The organism is Streptomyces bohaiensis (genome assembly GCF_012033785.1).
GTDB lineage: Bacteria > Actinomycetota > Actinomycetes > Streptomycetales > Streptomycetaceae > Streptomyces > Streptomyces bohaiensis.
Window position 1 is genome coordinate 1 of the sequence record NZ_JAAVJC010000099.1, and the last position, 15,760, is coordinate 15,760.

The 15,760-nt window shown below is 74.3% G+C and carries 11 protein-coding genes, 1 pseudogene and 1 riboswitch; of the genes and pseudogenes, 4 read left to right on the forward strand and 8 right to left on the reverse strand.

What is annotated here, in order from left to right; genetic code table 11:
• Positions 1–184: 184 nt before the first annotated feature.
• Positions 185–1,231: a LacI family DNA-binding transcriptional regulator gene (locus HCN52_RS13115; protein WP_168088617.1), complete on the forward strand. Its 1,047-nt coding sequence runs from the start codon at positions 185–187 to the stop codon at positions 1,229–1,231.
• A 68-nt stretch (positions 1,232–1,299) separates the two neighbouring features.
• Positions 1,300–2,154, forward strand: a pseudogene (locus HCN52_RS13120) (phosphatase PAP2 family protein); the annotation flags it as partial.
• A gap of 382 nt (positions 2,155–2,536) precedes the next feature.
• Here HCN52_RS13120 and HCN52_RS13125 read toward each other — a convergent pair.
• The 5 genes from HCN52_RS13125 to glnA2 form a co-directional block, all read right to left on the reverse strand.
• A complete protein-coding gene (locus HCN52_RS13125) occupies positions 2,537–5,518 on the reverse strand; it encodes a bifunctional [glutamine synthetase] adenylyltransferase/[glutamine synthetase]-adenylyl-L-tyrosine phosphorylase (RefSeq protein WP_168088628.1) in 2,982 nt (993 codons plus the stop codon).
• 290 nt (positions 5,519–5,808) lie between these two features.
• Entirely contained in the window at positions 5,809–6,591 is a 783-nt protein-coding gene (locus tag HCN52_RS13130) for a PIG-L deacetylase family protein (RefSeq protein WP_168088619.1), read from the reverse strand.
• A gap of 126 nt (positions 6,592–6,717) precedes the next feature.
• Complete coding sequence (locus HCN52_RS13135; protein ID WP_168088620.1) at positions 6,718–7,359, reverse strand: DUF1796 family putative cysteine peptidase; 642 nt, start codon at positions 7,357–7,359, stop codon at positions 6,718–6,720.
• A 136-nt stretch (positions 7,360–7,495) separates the two neighbouring features.
• Positions 7,496–8,650: a class I SAM-dependent methyltransferase gene (locus tag HCN52_RS13140; protein WP_168088621.1), complete on the reverse strand. Its 1,155-nt coding sequence runs from the start codon at positions 8,648–8,650 to the stop codon at positions 7,496–7,498.
• Positions 8,651–8,978: 328 nt separating this feature from the next.
• Complete coding sequence (gene glnA2, locus HCN52_RS13145; protein ID WP_168088622.1) at positions 8,979–10,340, reverse strand: gamma-glutamylpolyamine synthetase GlnA2; 1,362 nt, start codon at positions 10,338–10,340, stop codon at positions 8,979–8,981.
• Positions 10,341–10,650: 310 nt separating this feature from the next.
• Between glnA2 and HCN52_RS13150 the strand changes: the two genes are divergently transcribed.
• On the forward strand, positions 10,651–12,432 hold the full coding sequence (locus HCN52_RS13150) for an NAD+ synthase (protein ID WP_168088623.1): 1,782 nt from the start codon (positions 10,651–10,653) through the stop codon (positions 12,430–12,432).
• Positions 12,433–12,533: 101 nt separating this feature from the next.
• On the opposite strand, the gene HCN52_RS13155 is transcribed toward HCN52_RS13150, so the two are convergent.
• The gene (locus HCN52_RS13155) at positions 12,534–12,848 is read right to left on the reverse strand and encodes a DMT family transporter (RefSeq protein ID WP_168088624.1); all 315 of its coding nucleotides are present in this window, start codon (positions 12,846–12,848) and stop codon (positions 12,534–12,536) included.
• An 11-nt stretch (positions 12,849–12,859) separates the two neighbouring features.
• Positions 12,860–12,921, reverse strand: a riboswitch (guanidine-III (ykkC-III) riboswitch).
• A 99-nt stretch (positions 12,922–13,020) separates the two neighbouring features.
• Positions 13,021–14,037: an endonuclease/exonuclease/phosphatase family protein gene (locus HCN52_RS13160; protein WP_168088625.1), complete on the reverse strand. Its 1,017-nt coding sequence runs from the start codon at positions 14,035–14,037 to the stop codon at positions 13,021–13,023.
• Between the two features lie 372 nt (positions 14,038–14,409).
• Between HCN52_RS13160 and panB the strand changes: the two genes are divergently transcribed.
• Positions 14,410–15,303: a 3-methyl-2-oxobutanoate hydroxymethyltransferase gene (panB, locus tag HCN52_RS13165; protein WP_168088626.1), complete on the forward strand. Its 894-nt coding sequence runs from the start codon at positions 14,410–14,412 to the stop codon at positions 15,301–15,303.
• Positions 15,304–15,399: 96 nt separating this feature from the next.
• Here panB and HCN52_RS13170 read toward each other — a convergent pair whose 3' ends face one another.
• On the reverse strand, positions 15,400–15,639 hold the full coding sequence (locus HCN52_RS13170; RefSeq protein ID WP_168088627.1) for a hypothetical protein: 240 nt from the start codon (positions 15,637–15,639) through the stop codon (positions 15,400–15,402).
• Positions 15,640–15,760 lie beyond the last annotated feature (121 nt).

Here is a 15,760-nt window from a genome sequence, read left to right on the forward strand (position 1 = left end):
CTCCTCGACCGCGCCACCGTCCCCGCGCCGGCGCCGAGGTGTCGCCGACCGCCCCGGGCGCGCCCCGTCCCCGGCCGCCGCAACAACGCGACGGCGGGAGCAAGCGGCGGCCCGGCCGGGACATCCCGGACAGCGGACCGGCGCCCGGTACCGGGCGCGCCGACCGCCCGGTACAGTCCGTGGCGTGACCGCGCGGCTAGCAGACATCGCAGCCCAGGCGGGGGTCAGCGAAGCGACGGTCAGCCGGGTACTGAACGGCAAACCAGGTGTCGCCGCGGCCACCCGCGAAGCCGTGCTGACCGCACTCGACATCCTCGGCTACGAACGGCCGGCGAGGCTGCGGCGTCGCAGCGCCGGCCTGGTCGGGCTGATCACCCCGGAGCTGGACAATCCGATCTTCCCCGCCTTCGCGCAGGTCATCGGGCAGGCGCTGACGCGGCAGGGGTACACCCCGGTGCTCGCCACCCAGACGCCGGGCGGCTCCACCGAGGACGAGCTCACCGGCATGCTGGTCGACCGGGGCGTCGCCGGCATCATCTTCGTCTCCGGCCTGCACGCCGACACCACCGCCGACACCGGCCGGTACGAGCGGCTGCGCGGCCACGGCGTGCCGTTCGTCCTGATCAACGGCTACGCGGAGTCGGTCCGCGCCCCGTTCGTCTCCCCCGACGACGCCGCCGCGATGCAGCTGGCAGTGACGCACCTCGTCTCGCTGGGCCACCGCCGCATCGGTCTGGCGCTCGGACCGGCCCGGTTCGTGCCGGTCCAGCGGAAGACCGCCGGGTTCCGCAGCGCGGTCCGACGGGAGCTGGGGCTCACCGACGAGGAGACCGCCGCGCTCGTCGAGCACTCCCTCTACACCCTGGAGGGCGGCCAGGCAGCGGCAGGCGCCCTGCTCTCCCGGGGGTGCACGGCGATCGTCTGCGCCAGCGACATGATGGCGCTGGGCGCGGTCCGCACCGCGCGCCAGCGAGGGCTGGACGTCCCGCACGACGTCTCGGTCATCGGCTTCGACGACTCGCCGCTGATCGCCTTCACCGACCCGCCGCTGACCACCATCCGGCAGCCGGTGACCGCCATGGGGCAGGCCGCCGTGCGGGCCCTGCTGGAGGAGGTCGGCGGCACCCCGGCCCCGCAGAGCGAGTACGTCTTCATGCCGGAGCTGGTCGTGCGCGGCTCCACCGCGGCCGCCCCGGGGTCGGCTGCGGGGCCGGGTCAGACCCGAGGATGACCCGAGCCACTCCGGACCGCCCCGCAGTATGACGGATGACCGGCGCCCCTCTGGCAGACTGTCGGCTCATGGGGGCAATCAGCGTCGGGCCGAAAGATGATCATCGGGTGAACTCAGCACACGTGGACCAGGAGACCACCGACCCGTCGAGCCGCCGCAGACCGCTCGACCGGCTCCGCCGACCGCGTCGCCCCCGCATCTGGTTCGAGCTCCTCCTGATCGCGGTCAGCTACACCGTGTACTCCTACATCCGCAACGCGGTACCGGAGCAGGTCGAGGCGGCGCAGCGGCACGCCCACCAGATCTGGGACCTCCAGCAGGCGATGGGGCTGGACTTCGAGCTCGCGGTCAACCACGCGGTCAACGACGTCACGTGGCTGATCGTGGGGGTCAACTACTTCTACGCCACGTTGCACTTCGTCGTCACCATCGGTGTGCTGGTCTGGCTGTTCCGCAGCCACCCGGGACGCTACGGCGCGACCCGGCTGGTGCTCTTCGCCACCACGGCCGTGGCCCTGGTCGGGTACTACTTCTACCCGCTGGCGCCGCCCCGCCTGATGGAGGGCATGGACTTCATCGACACCGGGCTGGTCCACCAGACCTGGGGCTCGCTGTCGTCGGAGTCGATGCAGAACGTCTCCAACCAGTACGCCGCGATGCCGTCGATGCACATCGGCTGGTCGCTGTGGTGCGGCCTCACCATCGCCGTGCTGGCCCGCCGCCGCTGGCTGAAGGTGCTGGGCGCGCTGTACCCGGTGGCGACGCTGTTCGTGATCGTCGCCACCGCCAACCACTTCTGGCTCGACGCCGTCGGCGGCCTGGTCTGCCTCGGCTTCGGCTTCCTGGTCTCGGCACTCTGGTTCGGCTCGCTCTGCTACCGGCTGCCGCGGCACATCGCCGTGGAGCAGGCCGCGGCCGCGGCGGGGGCCGGCTCCACGGTGCCCGCGCCCGCAGGGCCGCGCGGCGGGCCCGGGGACGCGGAGGGCGAGGAGCCGGGCCCCGACGGTGACGGCGGGCCGCCCGGCGGCGGGGGCAGCGGCGGCGACGGCCCCGCCGGCGACGGCCGGGCGGTGGGCGGGGACGGCGACGCCGCCCGGGCCCCCGACGGTGAGGGCCCTGCCGAGCGGCGGCTGCCGGGCGACGGCGAACTGCCGCGGCAGCAGCGACCGGCGCAGCTCCCGGCGGGAGCCCGTCGCAGCGGCTGACCCGGCCTCGGCGCCTCAGTACCGCACCGCCCCGCACCGACCCGCACCGACCCGCACCGCCCTGCGGCGCTCCCCGCGCCGGTGGGCGGGTCGGCTGCTGTCAGCTCTCGTAGAAGATCCGGTCCACCACCGCGCGGGCCCGTCGCGTGGTGCGCCGGTAGTCCTCCAGCATCTCGCCGGCGTGGCCGGGGTCGTAGCCCAGGTAGCGGGCCACCCCCGACAGCTCGCGGGTGGCGTTGGGGAAGGTGTCGCCGGGCCGTCCCCGCACCAGCAGGACGGCGTTGCGCACCCGCGACGCCAGCAGCCACGCCTCGTCGAGCGTCCGGAAGTCCTCCTCGTCCAGCAGTCCCGCCGCGCGGGCGGCGGCCAGCGCGGGGCGCGTCCGCGGCGTCCGCAGCTCGGGGCGGTCATGGGCGTGGCGGAGCTGGAGCAGTTGCACCGTCCACTCCACGTCGGAGAGGCCGCCCCGCCCGAGCTTGGCGTGGAGCGTGGGGTCGGCGCCGCGCGGCAGCCGCTCCGCCTCCATCCGGGCCTTGAGCCGCCGGATCTCGCGCTCGGCGTCCTCCCCCGGTCCGCCCTCCGGGTACCGGACGGGGTCGACCAGGGCGAGGAACCGCTCCCCCAGCTCTTCGTCCCCGGCCATCGGCTGCGCCCGCAGCAGCGCCTGGCTCTCCCAGACCCGGCTCCACCGCCGGTAGTACGCCTCGTACCCGGTGAGGCTGCGTACCAGCGGTCCGCTCTTGCCCTCCGGGCGGAGGTCGGCGTCGATGAGGAGCGGCGGGTCCGGCGCCGGGATCTGCAGCAGCCGCCGCAGCTCGTTGGCGACGGCGTGGGCGGCGCGGGACGCCTCCTCGTCGCTGACGCCCTCCCGCGGCTCGTGGACGAACATGACGTCCGCGTCGGAGCCGTAGTTGAGTTCCTGGCCGCCGAAGCGTCCCATCCCGATGATGGCGAACCGGGTCGGCAGCTCGTCCCCGCTGTGCGTCCGGGCCGCGGTCCGCAGCGCGCCGGCCAGGGCGGCGGCGTTGAGGTCGGTCACCGCCGCACCGACGCGGTCGACCGACTCGGGGCGGAGCCCCGGCTCCGCGTAGGCGTCGATGACGTCGGCGGCCGCGGTGCGGAAGAGCTCACGGCGCCGGACCCCGCGCACGGCGGCCACGGCCTCCTCGGCGACGGGGTGCCGGCCCACCGCGGCCAGGATCTCCTGCTCCAGCGCCTCCCGGCTCCGCGGCCGCAGCCCCTCCTCGCCGCCGAGGAGGGAGACCGCCTCGGGGGCCCGCAGCAGCAGGTCGGTGGCGAACCGGCCGGAGGCCACGACACGGGCCAGGTTCTCCGCTGCGGCTCCCTCGTCGCGCAGCAGCCGCAGGTACCAGGGGGTGTTGCCGAGCGCGTCGGAGACCTTGCGGAACCCGAGGAGTCCGGCGTCGGGATCGGCGGAGTCGGCGAACCGGTCCAGCAGGACCGGCAGCAGCGTCCGTTGGATGGACGCCTTGCGGCTGACGCCGGAGGCGAGCGCCTTGAGGTGGCGCAGCGCGGCGGTCGGGTCGTCGTAGCCGAGGGCGACCAGCCGCTCCTCGGCGGCGCCGAGCGACAGTCGGGCCTCGCCCGCGTCGAGTTGGGCGACCGATTCCAGCAGCGGCCGGTAGAACAGCTTCTCGTGCAGGCGCCGGACGACCGCGGCGTGACGGCGCCAGGCGCGGTTGAGCTCGGCGACCGGGTCCTTCAGGAACCCCAGCGACCGGCCGATGCTGCGGAGTTCCTCCTCGGAGTCGGGCATCAGGTGGGTGCGGCGCAGCCGGTGGAGTTGGATGCGGTGCTCGACCGTGCGCAGGAACTGGTAGGAGGCGTCGAGTTGGGCGGCGTCGACCCGGCCGACATACCCGCGGTCGGCGAGGGCGGAGAGCGCCGAGAGCGTGGTGGGGCTGCGCAGTTCGGCGTCGCCCCGGCCGTGCACCAGTTGCAGCAGCTGGACGGCGAACTCGACGTCGCGCAGCCCGCCGGGGCCGAGCTTGAGCTCCCGCCCGGCGTGGGCGGCGGGGATGGACTCCTCGACCCGCCGCCGCATCTGCTGCACGTCGACGACGAAGTTGTCCCGGGCGGCCGCCTCCCAGACGAGGGGGGCGAGGGCGGCGTGGTACTCCTCCCCCAGCGCGCGGTCCCCCGCGACCGGGCGGGCCTTGAGCAGCGCCTGGAACTCCCAGGTCTTGGCCCAGCGGTGGTAGTACGCGACATGGCTGGCGAGGGACCGGACGAGCGGGCCGTTGCGCCCCTCGGGCCGGAGGTTGGCGTCGACAGGCCAGATGGTGCCCTCGGCGGTGGTGTCGGAGCAGATCCGCATCAGCCGGGCGGCGAGGCGGGTCGCCGCCTGTACGGCGGGCCCTTCCGCCTCCTGGTCGGCGCCCTCCGGGGCCTCGCCGACGAAGATGACGTCGACGTCGGAGACGTAGTTCAGCTCCCCGCCGCCGCACTTGCCCATGGCGATGACGGCCAGCCGGCACCGTTCGGCGTCCTGCGGGGACTCGGCCTGCGCGATGCGGAGCGCGGCGCGCAGGGTGGCGGTGGCGAGGTCGGCGAGCTCCGCCGCGGTCTCCACGAAACCGCTGGTGCCGCTGAGGTCCCGGGCGGCGATCATCAACAGCGCTCGGCGGTAGGCCAGTCGGAGCCGGTCCGGGTCGTCGGCGCCGGCGAGCGCGGTCTCGAAGTCGGCGAGCCCGGGATGGAGGTCGGCGGTGTCGAAGGAGACGAGGACGCGCCATTCGTCGGGGTGGGCGGCGAGGTGGTCCCCCAGTGCCTCGGAGGCGCCGAGGACCGAGAGCAGCCGGTCGCGCAGCGGCTTGCTGGAGGTCAGGGTCTTGACCAGCAGGGTGCGATCCGCCTGCTCGGGCTGGTTCTCGGTGACCCGCACCAGGGCGTGGAGTGCGAGGTCGGGGTCGGCGGTCGCCCCGAGGCCGTCGAGCAGCGTGTTGTCCGGCCCGCCGGGGCCGAGCGCCCCGGAGTGGAGGAGTTCCTCCGCCGCGGCGGGGTCGCTGAACCCGCGCCGGGCCAGTTGTCCGAAGAGGCTCTCCCGCCGTCCGCCGACCACGCCGTGTCCTTCCCGCTCACCGATCCGCCGTCCCACCGGTAGGCGCGCGGCGGCGGTCCGGGCGCGGTCCGCGCCGACCCGGCGCCGGGCCCCGGTGGAGTCGCCCACCGTGCCGACGGTGGTGCGCCGTCGAGCGTAGCGACTCCGGGCACGCGGCGCGTCACGACGGGGCCGGTCGCGGCCGACGGCCGTGACGTGCCGGGACGCACCGAACGCGTGCGGGGGACGCACCGGGGCGGGGTCACCGGGGGCGCGCGTCGAGCCGCAACGCGCGCCGAGCGGCGGCAGGGTCAGCCGACGCCGGGTCCGGGCGTGAGCGACCAGACCCGCTCGGCGGTCAGCGGCCCGTCGGCGGCGAGGAACGCGCCGTGGTCCAGCGCGAGCGGGGCGAGTTGCGAGCCGTGGCAGAGGACGGCGGCCCGCTTGCGCGCCCACGCGGCGGGGTCGAGTCGCGCCGCGTGCGCGACCTCGGTCCGGAAGCGGCCGCGGAGTTCGCGGAACGCCTCGCCCCAGGTCTCGCTGGCCGCCAGCGCCTCGTCGGTCCGCTCGCCGCCCCAGCCCGGCAGGTGCCCGGTGTACGGCAGGTCCGCGTAGACCAGCAAGGTGAGGTCGGTGCGGTCGGCCAGCGCGCGGAGGGCGACCTCGCGGACCGCCCGGTGGTCCGGCTGGTTGGTGCCCAGCGGCAGCAGCACCGTCGTCCCGGCCGGCAACGCGGCCAGCGCTGCCACGAGTTCGGGGAGGCCGGGGTCTCCGCCGTAAGGGCCGTCGGGGTGGCCGAGGGTGCGGCGCGCCACGCCGAGGAGGTCGCAGGCGCGGCTGTCCTCGGCGTCCCGCACACCGTGCGCCTCGGCGGCTGAGGTGAACCCGCAGGACGCGTCCCACCAGGAGACGGCGGCGTCGGCCGGCGGCGGACCCGCGTGGACGGTCAGGACGGTGACGGGTCCGGGGAGCCGGGGCAGCAGCCCTGCCACGGAGAGTGCGGCGTCGTCGAAGTGCGGGGAGAGGAGGAGGGTGCCGGGGCCGGACGCGGGGGTTTCGGCGGGTTCGGCGGCGGCTTCGGTGGGCTGGGTCACGGCGCTCCTCGAACGGTGGGGGTGGCGCGGAAGCGGATATGGGGGGGCGGGGACGGGTGGGGTCGTGGCAGGAAGCGGGCGGGAAGCCGGCGCACGGACGGTTCCGCCGCGGACGCGCTGCGGCGGTCAGGGCCAGAGGCGCGCGGGATCGAGGCGGCGGAACAGGCCGTCCCAGGCGGCGTCGTCGCCCTGCCACCGTCCGGGGACCAGCGGCGCGGTGTCCCAGACGATGCCCGGCGGCAGCGCCGTCCGGTCGGCCGGCGGGGTTCGACGCACCCACAGCACGGCGAACCGGTGGCCCGGGTGGGTGGTGGCGATGGTGGCGCGCAGCCGCCGCAGGTCCGCCGCTCCGCTCTCGTCGAACGCGTCGTGGTGGACGTAGAGCACCCGCGCCCGTGAGGCGGCCCGCGTGCGGAACCGCTCGGCCAGGTGCTCGTACTTGGCCCGCACGGCGGGGAGTTGGTCGGCGATCTCTGCTGCGGAGAGGCGGCCGGGGGTCCGGGCCACGAAGTCGTGGAAGAACCGGATGTCCGAACCGCGGTCCAGGGCGCAGAGGCCGTCGCTGAACGGTTCGACGGCGCCCGGGAGCAGCACGTCGCGGAAGTCGCTGTCGATCGCCTCGATGACGGAGGCGAGTTCGAGGTCGAGCCAGTCGAAGAACGCGGCGTGCTCGTCACCGGTGACGCGGCGGAGCTGGTGGGTGACCTCGCAGTGGTAGCCGAGGCCGACGCAGGCATCGAAGGGACGGGACGGGGCGGGGGCGGGCATGTGGGGCCTCTCCGGCGAGCCACGGCGACGCGCGTGGCGGTGGGGGTCCGGTTCGCGGCAGTGTGGGGGCGAGCGGTGCGGCCGGCTGTCCAGCTGCACCGGCGGCGCGCAGCGGGGGGGGGGCGGGGCGCGGTGCTCAGTCGGCGGTGCGGCGGCGCAGCACCAGTCCGGTGCTGCCGCGCTTGCTGAGGTAGGCGCGGCCCAGACAGACGGCTTCCACCGCCGGGCCCACCAGGTCGACCCGTTCGACCTCCCGCCAACCGCCGTTCCCGGCAAGCCAGGGGTCGACCCGTGCGGTGAGCGAACCGGGCTCCAGCGCGACCAGCAGGGTGTCGGTGGGCAGCGCGTCGAGCAGCCCGAGGTCCTGGCCGTAGTACAACATCTCGACCAGCAGATAGGCGGCCGCGGGGCGATGTCGTCCGGCGGCGAGCGCCGCGAGGTCCTCCGTACCCGCTGCGGCCGCCCCCGGGCGGGCCGCGTCGAGGCGGGTCCGGAAGGTGCCGTTGGGCTCAGTGGGCAGGACGCGGAAGCCCTTCTGCTCCAACCGCCCGGTCAGCGCGCCCTCGCAGGCGCCGACCTCGACCAGCGGCCCGTCGTCGGGGCGGACCCACCGGGCGGCCCAGGCGGTGGTGGCGTCCAGCCGCTCCTGCTCGTAGGGCGAGGTGGCGAACTCCCACGGGTCGGCGACGGCGGCGGCCTCGTCGCCGAGGCTGGCGAGCAGCGCGAACAGCCGTTCCCGCTCCTCTGCGTCGCCGGCGAAGAAGCGCTCGACGGCGGGGATGCGGGAGGTGTCGACCAGGTACTCGGGGTCGACCTCGGCCAGCAGCCCGCCGCACCAGCGGTTGACGAACGCCGTCTTGCGCGCGGTGTCGGCCGCGGTGAGCGGACGGTCCTCGTCGCTGACGTACTGGAGGAACGGCGAGTACCCGACGGCGTGCCGCACCGGACGGCCGGCGGCGGCGATCGCCGCGTCCCGGCCGAGCCGGCCGCGACTGCGCCGGTTGTCGCCGGGCGAATGGGTCCACACGCGGGCGGGGGCGCCGCCGGCGGTCCGGTCGATCAGTTCGGTGAGCGCGTCCGGTCCCGGTGACGCCCCCACCACGCCACCGGGACGGACCCGCTGCCCCAGCGCCGCCAGGGCGTCGAGAGGGTCGCCGTCCGGCGACAGCACCACGACGTCGCCGGCCCCGGCGACCACGACACGGACCTCGGGACGGTCGGGGGCGGTGAGGACGGTCGAGAAGTCCAACACCGCGTCCTCCGCCCGGAGGACCATCACTATGTCGATCATAGGCATTCCCATCCAGCAGCGGGGCGAGACGAGTTGGCATCCGGAGCGCTCTGGAGCCTAGACCCCTGACCGAACAAAGGTCCAGACCTGATGGTCGGGGCATCGATGGCCGGACCTGCCCCGGGGCAGCCGAACCGCGGACGGCACCCGGGAACCGCGGGGGCCGGCGCACGGCCCTGAGCCGGCCCCGTTGCCGCCGAAGACCCCGAGCGGGCGGTGGGCCGGGACGTCGCGTCCTCCTGGCACCAACGCGCAGCGGGGCCCCGCGCTCGTGGCGGAGCCCCGCTGCGCCGCACCCAGGGCGGCAGGACAGGCGTCGGTCCCGTGCCTACAGCACCGGGAGGGACTTGCGAAGCTCGAAGGCGGTGACCTCGGAGCGGTACTCCTCCCACTCCTGCTTCTTGTTGCGAAGGAAGAAGTCGAAGACGTGCTCCCCCAGGGTCTCCGCGACCAGTTCGCTGCGCTGCATGAGGTCGATGGCCTCGCCGAGGTTCTGCGGCAGCGGGTCGATGCCGAGCGCGCGGCGCTCCGCGTCGGTCAGCGCCCAGACGTCGTCCTCGGCGCCGGCGGGGAGTTCGTACCCCTCCTCGATGCCCTTGAGGCCGGCGGCGAGCAGCACCGCGTAGGCGAGGTAGGGGTTGGCGCCGGAGTCCAGCGAGCGGACCTCGACCCGGGTGGAGCCGGTCTTGCCGGGCTTGTACATCGGCACCCGGATCAGCGCGGAGCGGTTGTTGTGGCCCCAGCAGATGTAGGAGGGCGCCTCGCCGCCGGCGCCGGCCGGGCGGTTGGCGCCGCCCCAGATGCGCTTGTAGGAGTTGACCCACTGGTTGGTGACGGCCGAGATCTCCCCGGCGTGACGCAGCAGTCCGGCGATGAAGGAGCGGCCGACCTTGGAGAGCTGGTACTCGGCGCCGGTCTCGTGGAAGGCGTTGCGGTCACCCTCGAACAGCGAGAGGTGGGTGTGCATGCCCGAACCGGGGTACTCCGAGAAGGGCTTGGGCATGAACGTCGCCTGGACGCCCTGCTCCAGCGCGACCTGCTTCATGACGAGGCGGAAGGTCATGATGTTGTCCGCCGTGGTCAGCGCGTCGGCGTAGCGGAGGTCGATCTCCTGCTGGCCGGGGGCCCCTTCGTGGTGGGAGAACTCCACGGAGATGCCCATGGACTCCAGCATGGAGATGGCCTGGCGGCGGAAGTCCATGCCGATGTTCTGCGGGGTGTGGTCGAAGTACCCGGAGGAGTCGGCGGGGGTCGGCCGGCTGCCGTCGACGGGCTTGTCCTTGAGGAGGAAGAACTCGATCTCGGGGTGGGTGTAGAAGGTGAACCCGAGGTCGGAGGTCTTGGACAGGATCCGCTTGAGGACGTAGCGCGGGTCGGCGTAGGACGGGGAGCCGTCCGGCATGAGGATGTCGCAGAACATCCGCGCGGTGCCGGGTGCCTCGGCGCGCCAGGGCAGCACCTGGAAGGTGGCCGGCGCGGGCTTGGCGATCATGTCCGACTCATGGACGCGCGCGAAGCCCTCGATGGCGGAGCCGTCGAAGCCGATGCCCTCGTCGAACGCCTGCTCCAGCTCGGCGGGGGCGACGGCGACCGACTTGAGATAGCCGAGCACGTCGGTGAACCACAGTCGGACGAACCGGATGTCGCGCTCCTCCAGCGTCCGGAGCACAAATTCCTGCTGCTTGTCCATCTCCACCCATCCTCGCTGGTCACGCGGCAAGGCACCGGACCTTGGAAGACCCCGGTACTCCCGGGGCACACGAGCATTCCACCACACCGTTTCGCAGGCGTTGCGTACCCGCGTCGCCGCCGGACACCGACGCGTGTTGCGGCGGCGTGCGGAAGCCCGGCGGCGGCACCGGGGTGAGCCCCCGCCGGGGCGCACCCCGGCGCTCCGTCACCGTGACCCGGGCCACCGTCGCGGAGCGCGCGCGGAGGTGACGGGCGACGCACCGCGCACATCTCGTCAGTTAGACGATTAGAGGCGTAGACTCGGCGGCGTGCCTCAGCTACGACTTGCCCTCGCCCAGATCGACTCCCGCGTCGGCGACCTCGCCGGCAACGCCGACGCCGTGGTCGAACACACCCGCCGCGCCGCCGCGGGCGGCGCCCATCTGGTCGCCTTCCCGGAGATGATGCTCACCGGTTACCCCGTGGAGGACCTGGCGCTGCGCTCGTCCTTCGTCGAGGCGAGCCGCGCCGCGCTGACCGAGCTCGCCGCTCGGCTCGCGAGCGAGGGGCTCGGGGCTCTCCCGGTCGTCGTGGGCTATCTCGACCGGTCGGAGGCCGGGGCCCGCTACGGCCAGCCGGCCGGCGCGCCGCAGAACGCCGCCGCGGTGCTGCACGAGGGCGCCGTCGTCCTGAGCTTCGCCAAGCACCACCTGCCCAACTACGGGGTGTTCGACGAGTTCCGCTACTTCCTGCCCGGGGAGACCCTGCCGGTGGTGCGGGTGCACGGCGTGGACGTCGCGCTGGCGATCTGCGAGGACCTCTGGCAGGACGGCGGCCGGGTCCCGGCCGCACGCGCCGCCGGCGCCGGCCTGCTGCTCTCCGTCAACGCCTCCCCGTACGAGCGGGACAAGGACGACACGCGCCTGGACCTGGTGCGGAAGCGGGCGCAGGAGGCCGGCTGCACCACGGCCTACCTGGCGATGACGGGCGGCCAGGACGAGCTGGTCTTCGACGGCGACTCCATCGTGGTGGGGGCGGACGGCGCCGTGATCGCCCGCGCCCCGCAGTTCACCGAGGAACTGCTGCTGGTCGACCTCGACCTGCCGGCCGCCGGCCGGGTCCCCTCGGGAAGCGTCGCGGACGGCCTGCGCATCGACCACCGCACGATCACCGCGGACCCGCTGCCGGTCTACGACCCGGTGCACACCGGGAGCGTGGCGCCCGCGACCGGGGACGAGCAGGAGATCTACGGCGCGCTGGTGATGGGGCTGCGGGCCTACGTCCGCAAGAACGGCTTCCGCTCGGTGCTGATCGGCCTCTCCGGCGGTATCGACTCCGCGCTGGTGGCCGCCATCGCCTGCGACGCCGTCGGCGCTGAGAACGTGCACGGCGTCTCGATGCCCTCCCGGTACTCCTCCGGCCACTCCCGCGACGACGCCGCCGAGCTGGCGAACCGCACCGGCCTGCCGTTCCGCACGGTGGAGATCGAGCCCATGTTCGCCGCCTACATGGGCGCGACCGAGCTGACCGGCCTCGCCGAGGAGAACCTCCAGTCGCGGCTGCGCGGCACGCTGCTGATGGCCCTGTCCAACCAGGAGGGCCACATCGTGCTGGCCCCGGGCAACAAGTCGGAGCTGGCCTGCGGGTACTCGACCCTCTACGGCGACTCGGTCGGCGCGTACGGACCGATCAAGGACGTCTACAAGACCACCGTCTTCCGGCTCGCACGCTGGCGCAACGCGCACGCGGCCGAGCGGGGCGAGACCCCGCCGATCCCGGAGAACTCCCTCTCCAAGCCGCCCAGTGCGGAGCTGCGTCCCGACCAGGTGGACACCGACTCGCTCCCCGACTACCCGGTGCTGGACGCGATCCTGGAGCGGTACGTCGACCGGGACCAGGGGCACGCGCAGATCGTCGCGGCCGGGTTCGACGACGAGTTGGTGACGCGGATCCTGCGCATGGTGGACGCGGCCGAGTACAAGCGGCGGCAGTACCCCCCGGGCACCAAGATCTCGCCGAAGGGCTTCGGCAAGGACCGCCGCCTGCCGATCACCAACGGGTGGCGTGAGACCGGCGCCCACGACCGGGCCCCCGGGTCCGGCCTGGGCTGACGCCCGGGCCGCGGTGGGCCCGCCTCGGGGGACGGGCCCAGCGCGCACGACGGCCGCACACCGTTCCGGTGTGCGGCCGTCGGTGTGCCGCGGGGCGGCGGTCAGTGCACCAGTTTGAGGCCGATCACGCAGCCGACGATGCCCGCCAGGAACAGCAGTTTCAGCACGGTCGCCGGCTCACCGCCGAACGCCATCGCGTACCCGGCGGTCCCCACCGCGCCGATACCCACCCACACCGCGTAGGCGGTGCCGACGGGCAGGGTGCGCAGGGCGAGGGCGAGCCCCGCCATGGACAGCGCGAGCGCCACGGCGAAGACGACGCTGGGTCCGAGCCGGGTGAACCCCTGCGAGCGCCCGAGGGCGGTCGCCCAGACGGCCTCCAGGACTCCGGAGACGACGAGAAGCAGCCAGGCCACGACGATCCCTCCATGCGTCGTCTTGTCCTGGCCGGGTACGACGCACTCGTCCGGGAGCCTGTCGCGGCTCTGCCACCACTGTCGCACACCCCGGACGCGTACTCCGGGCGCGGCACGTGGGGTTCCTCACCGGCCGGCCGCGGTCACCCGTCGACGGCCGGGGCGCCGGCGCTCAGGGGTCGATGCGCGCGGCGACCGGCAGGTGGTCGCTGCCGGTGGCCGGCAGCGACCACGAGGAGACCGGCTCGACACCGCGCACCAGGATCTGGTCGATGCGGGTCATCGGGAACTGGGCGGGGAAGCTGAACCCGAACCCCCGCCCGGTGGCGCCCTGGGTGGAGCGCATCTGGGAGGTCAGCGGTGCCAGGGCGCGGTCGTTCATGGTGCCGTTGAGGTCGCCGAGCAGGATGATCCGCTCGTGGCGCTCGGCGGAGATCGCGTCGGCCAGTGTCGAGGCGGCGCGGTCGCGCTGCCCGGCGGTGAAGCCGGAGCGGAACTCCACCCGGACCGAGGGCAGATGCGCGACGTAGACGGCGACGACACCCTGCGGGGTCTCCACCGTGGAGCGCATGGCACGCGGCCATCCCATGCCGATGTCGATCTCCTCGCTGTCGCCCATCGGGTACCGGCTCCACAGGCCGACGGTGCCCTGCACGCTGTGGAAGGGGTAGGCGTCGGTCAACTCCGAGTCGTACAGCTCCTCCTGCCCCTCCGGGATCTCCTGGAGGGCGAGCACGTCCGCGTCGGCCTCGACGAGGCTGCGGGCGGTGCCGCGGGGGTCGGGGTTGTGGGCGTCGACGTTGTGGCTGACCACCATCAGCGCGCCGCCCTCGCCGGTCTTGTCGAGCAGGGCGCCCCCGAAGAGGTTGACCCAGACCATGACGGTCACGGTGATCGCGGCGACGGCCGACACCGAACGGCGGATCAGGGCGCAGACCAGCAGCACCGGTACGGCCAGCCCGAACCACGGCAGGAAGGTCTGGATCAGACTGCCCAGGTTGCCCACGGAGTTGGGCAGCTTGGAGTGGAGGAGCATGACCGCGGCGGTCAGCAGTGCGAGAGCGGCGATCACGAGCCCGCGGCGCCAACGACCGCTGCGGTCGCTCCATCTGGGGGCCCGGCGCCCTTCACTCCCCGACTCACCGGCTCCGGGCGCCGGTGCTACTGCGGAGGTGTCGGTGCGTGCCATCTCTCCCCCTCGCTGGCGTGACGTCTTGCCCCAGGAACCATAGGCGAGCCGACGCCCCGGCTCGACATCGGACGCTGCCGCTCCGGGGTGTTTCACGCCTGGTCGTGTCGCCCGATCGGTCACCGCCCGGGGCCGCCGGCGGGGCTGCCGCACGGTCACGGGCCCGTCACCGCCGGGTCGCGGGCGTCGCTCTCGGATACCGGGACGTCACGCAGGGACCGCCCGGTTCCGTTTCCGCGGCCGCGCGCGTCGTGACGGACGTCTCCCCGTCCCGCCGTACGGCACCTTCTCGGCGCCGCGGCGGCGGTGGGACGATGGAGGTGATCCGGGGACGCCGAAGGGCGCCTCGAGACGACGAACAGGAGTTCTGCGATGACGCAGTCGAACGAGCCTGCCCGCACATCGGGAGTACCCGCGTCGGGTGAGACCAGCCCCTCGCTCTACGGCGGCCGCGGCAGCCGCCGGGTGACGGTGCGCGACATCGCCGCTGCCAAGCGGCGCGGCGAGAAGTGGCCGATGCTGACCGCCTACGACGCCGTGACGGCGGCGGTGTTCGACGAGGCGGGCATCCCGGTCCTGCTGGTCGGCGACTCGGCGGGCAACGCCCACCTGGGGTACGACTCGACGGTCCCGGTGACGCTCGACCAGATGGTCATGATGTCGGCGGCGGTGGTGCGCGGCACCCGCCGGGCGCTGGTCGTCGGGGACCTCCCGTTCGGCAGCTACCAGGAGGGGCCGGTCCAGGCGCTGCGGAACGCCACCCGCCTGATGAAGGAGGCCGGAGTCGGGGCCGTGAAGCTGGAGGGCGGCGAGCGCTCGGCCGAGGCGATCGACCTGCTGGTGCGGTCGGGCATCCCGGTGATGGCGCACATCGGGCTGACCCCGCAGTCGGTGAACGCCTACGGCGGCCACCCCGTGCAGGGGCGCGGCGAGGAGGCGGCCGAGCGACTGCGGCGCGACGCCAAGGCGGTGCAGGACGCCGGCGCGTTCTCCGTCGTCCTGGAACTGGTCACGGCGGAGCTGGCGGCCCAGGTGACCGGGGAGCTGGCCATCCCGACCGTCGGGATCGGGGCGGGCGCGGAGTGTGACGCGCAGGTCCTGGTCTGGACCGACATGGCGGGGATGACCGACTGGCCCGGCGGCCGCAAGCCGCGGTTCGTCAAGGAGTACGCGCGGCTGCGTGAGGTGCTCGGCGACGCCGCCAAGGCCTTCGCCGAGGATGTCGTGGGGGGCGACTACCCGGCCGCGGAGCACAGCTTCCGCTGACGGGCGCCGACGGGAACCGGGGCGGAGCGTGGGCCCCGGGCGGGGCCGGGGCCCGACCCCGGCCCCGCCCGGGAGCGGCGCGGAGCGCCGACCGGTTCACTCCGGCGTGCCCGCGCCCCCGGGAACCGGGTCGGCGGCTCGCGGCGCCGCGGCGGCGCGGCGGTAGTACCAGGCGAGGTTGGACGCGACACCGGCCAGCAGCGTCCAGATCACCCCGAGCCAGATGTTGCGCATCAGGGCGAACGAGATGACCGCCGCGGCCAGCGCGATCACGCAGACGATCACGGCCTGGACGGCCAGGCGGCGGGCGGCGGCGGGGGTGATGCGGCTGGGCATGGGGGCTCTTTCGGTGCGGTGCCGGCGGCGCGGGCGGGCATCGACCCGCCCGCTCACGTACCCGCCCATTGTGGCGCATGGGCGGCGGCCGGCGGCGGTCCGCCCGGCCCGGGGCGGGCGG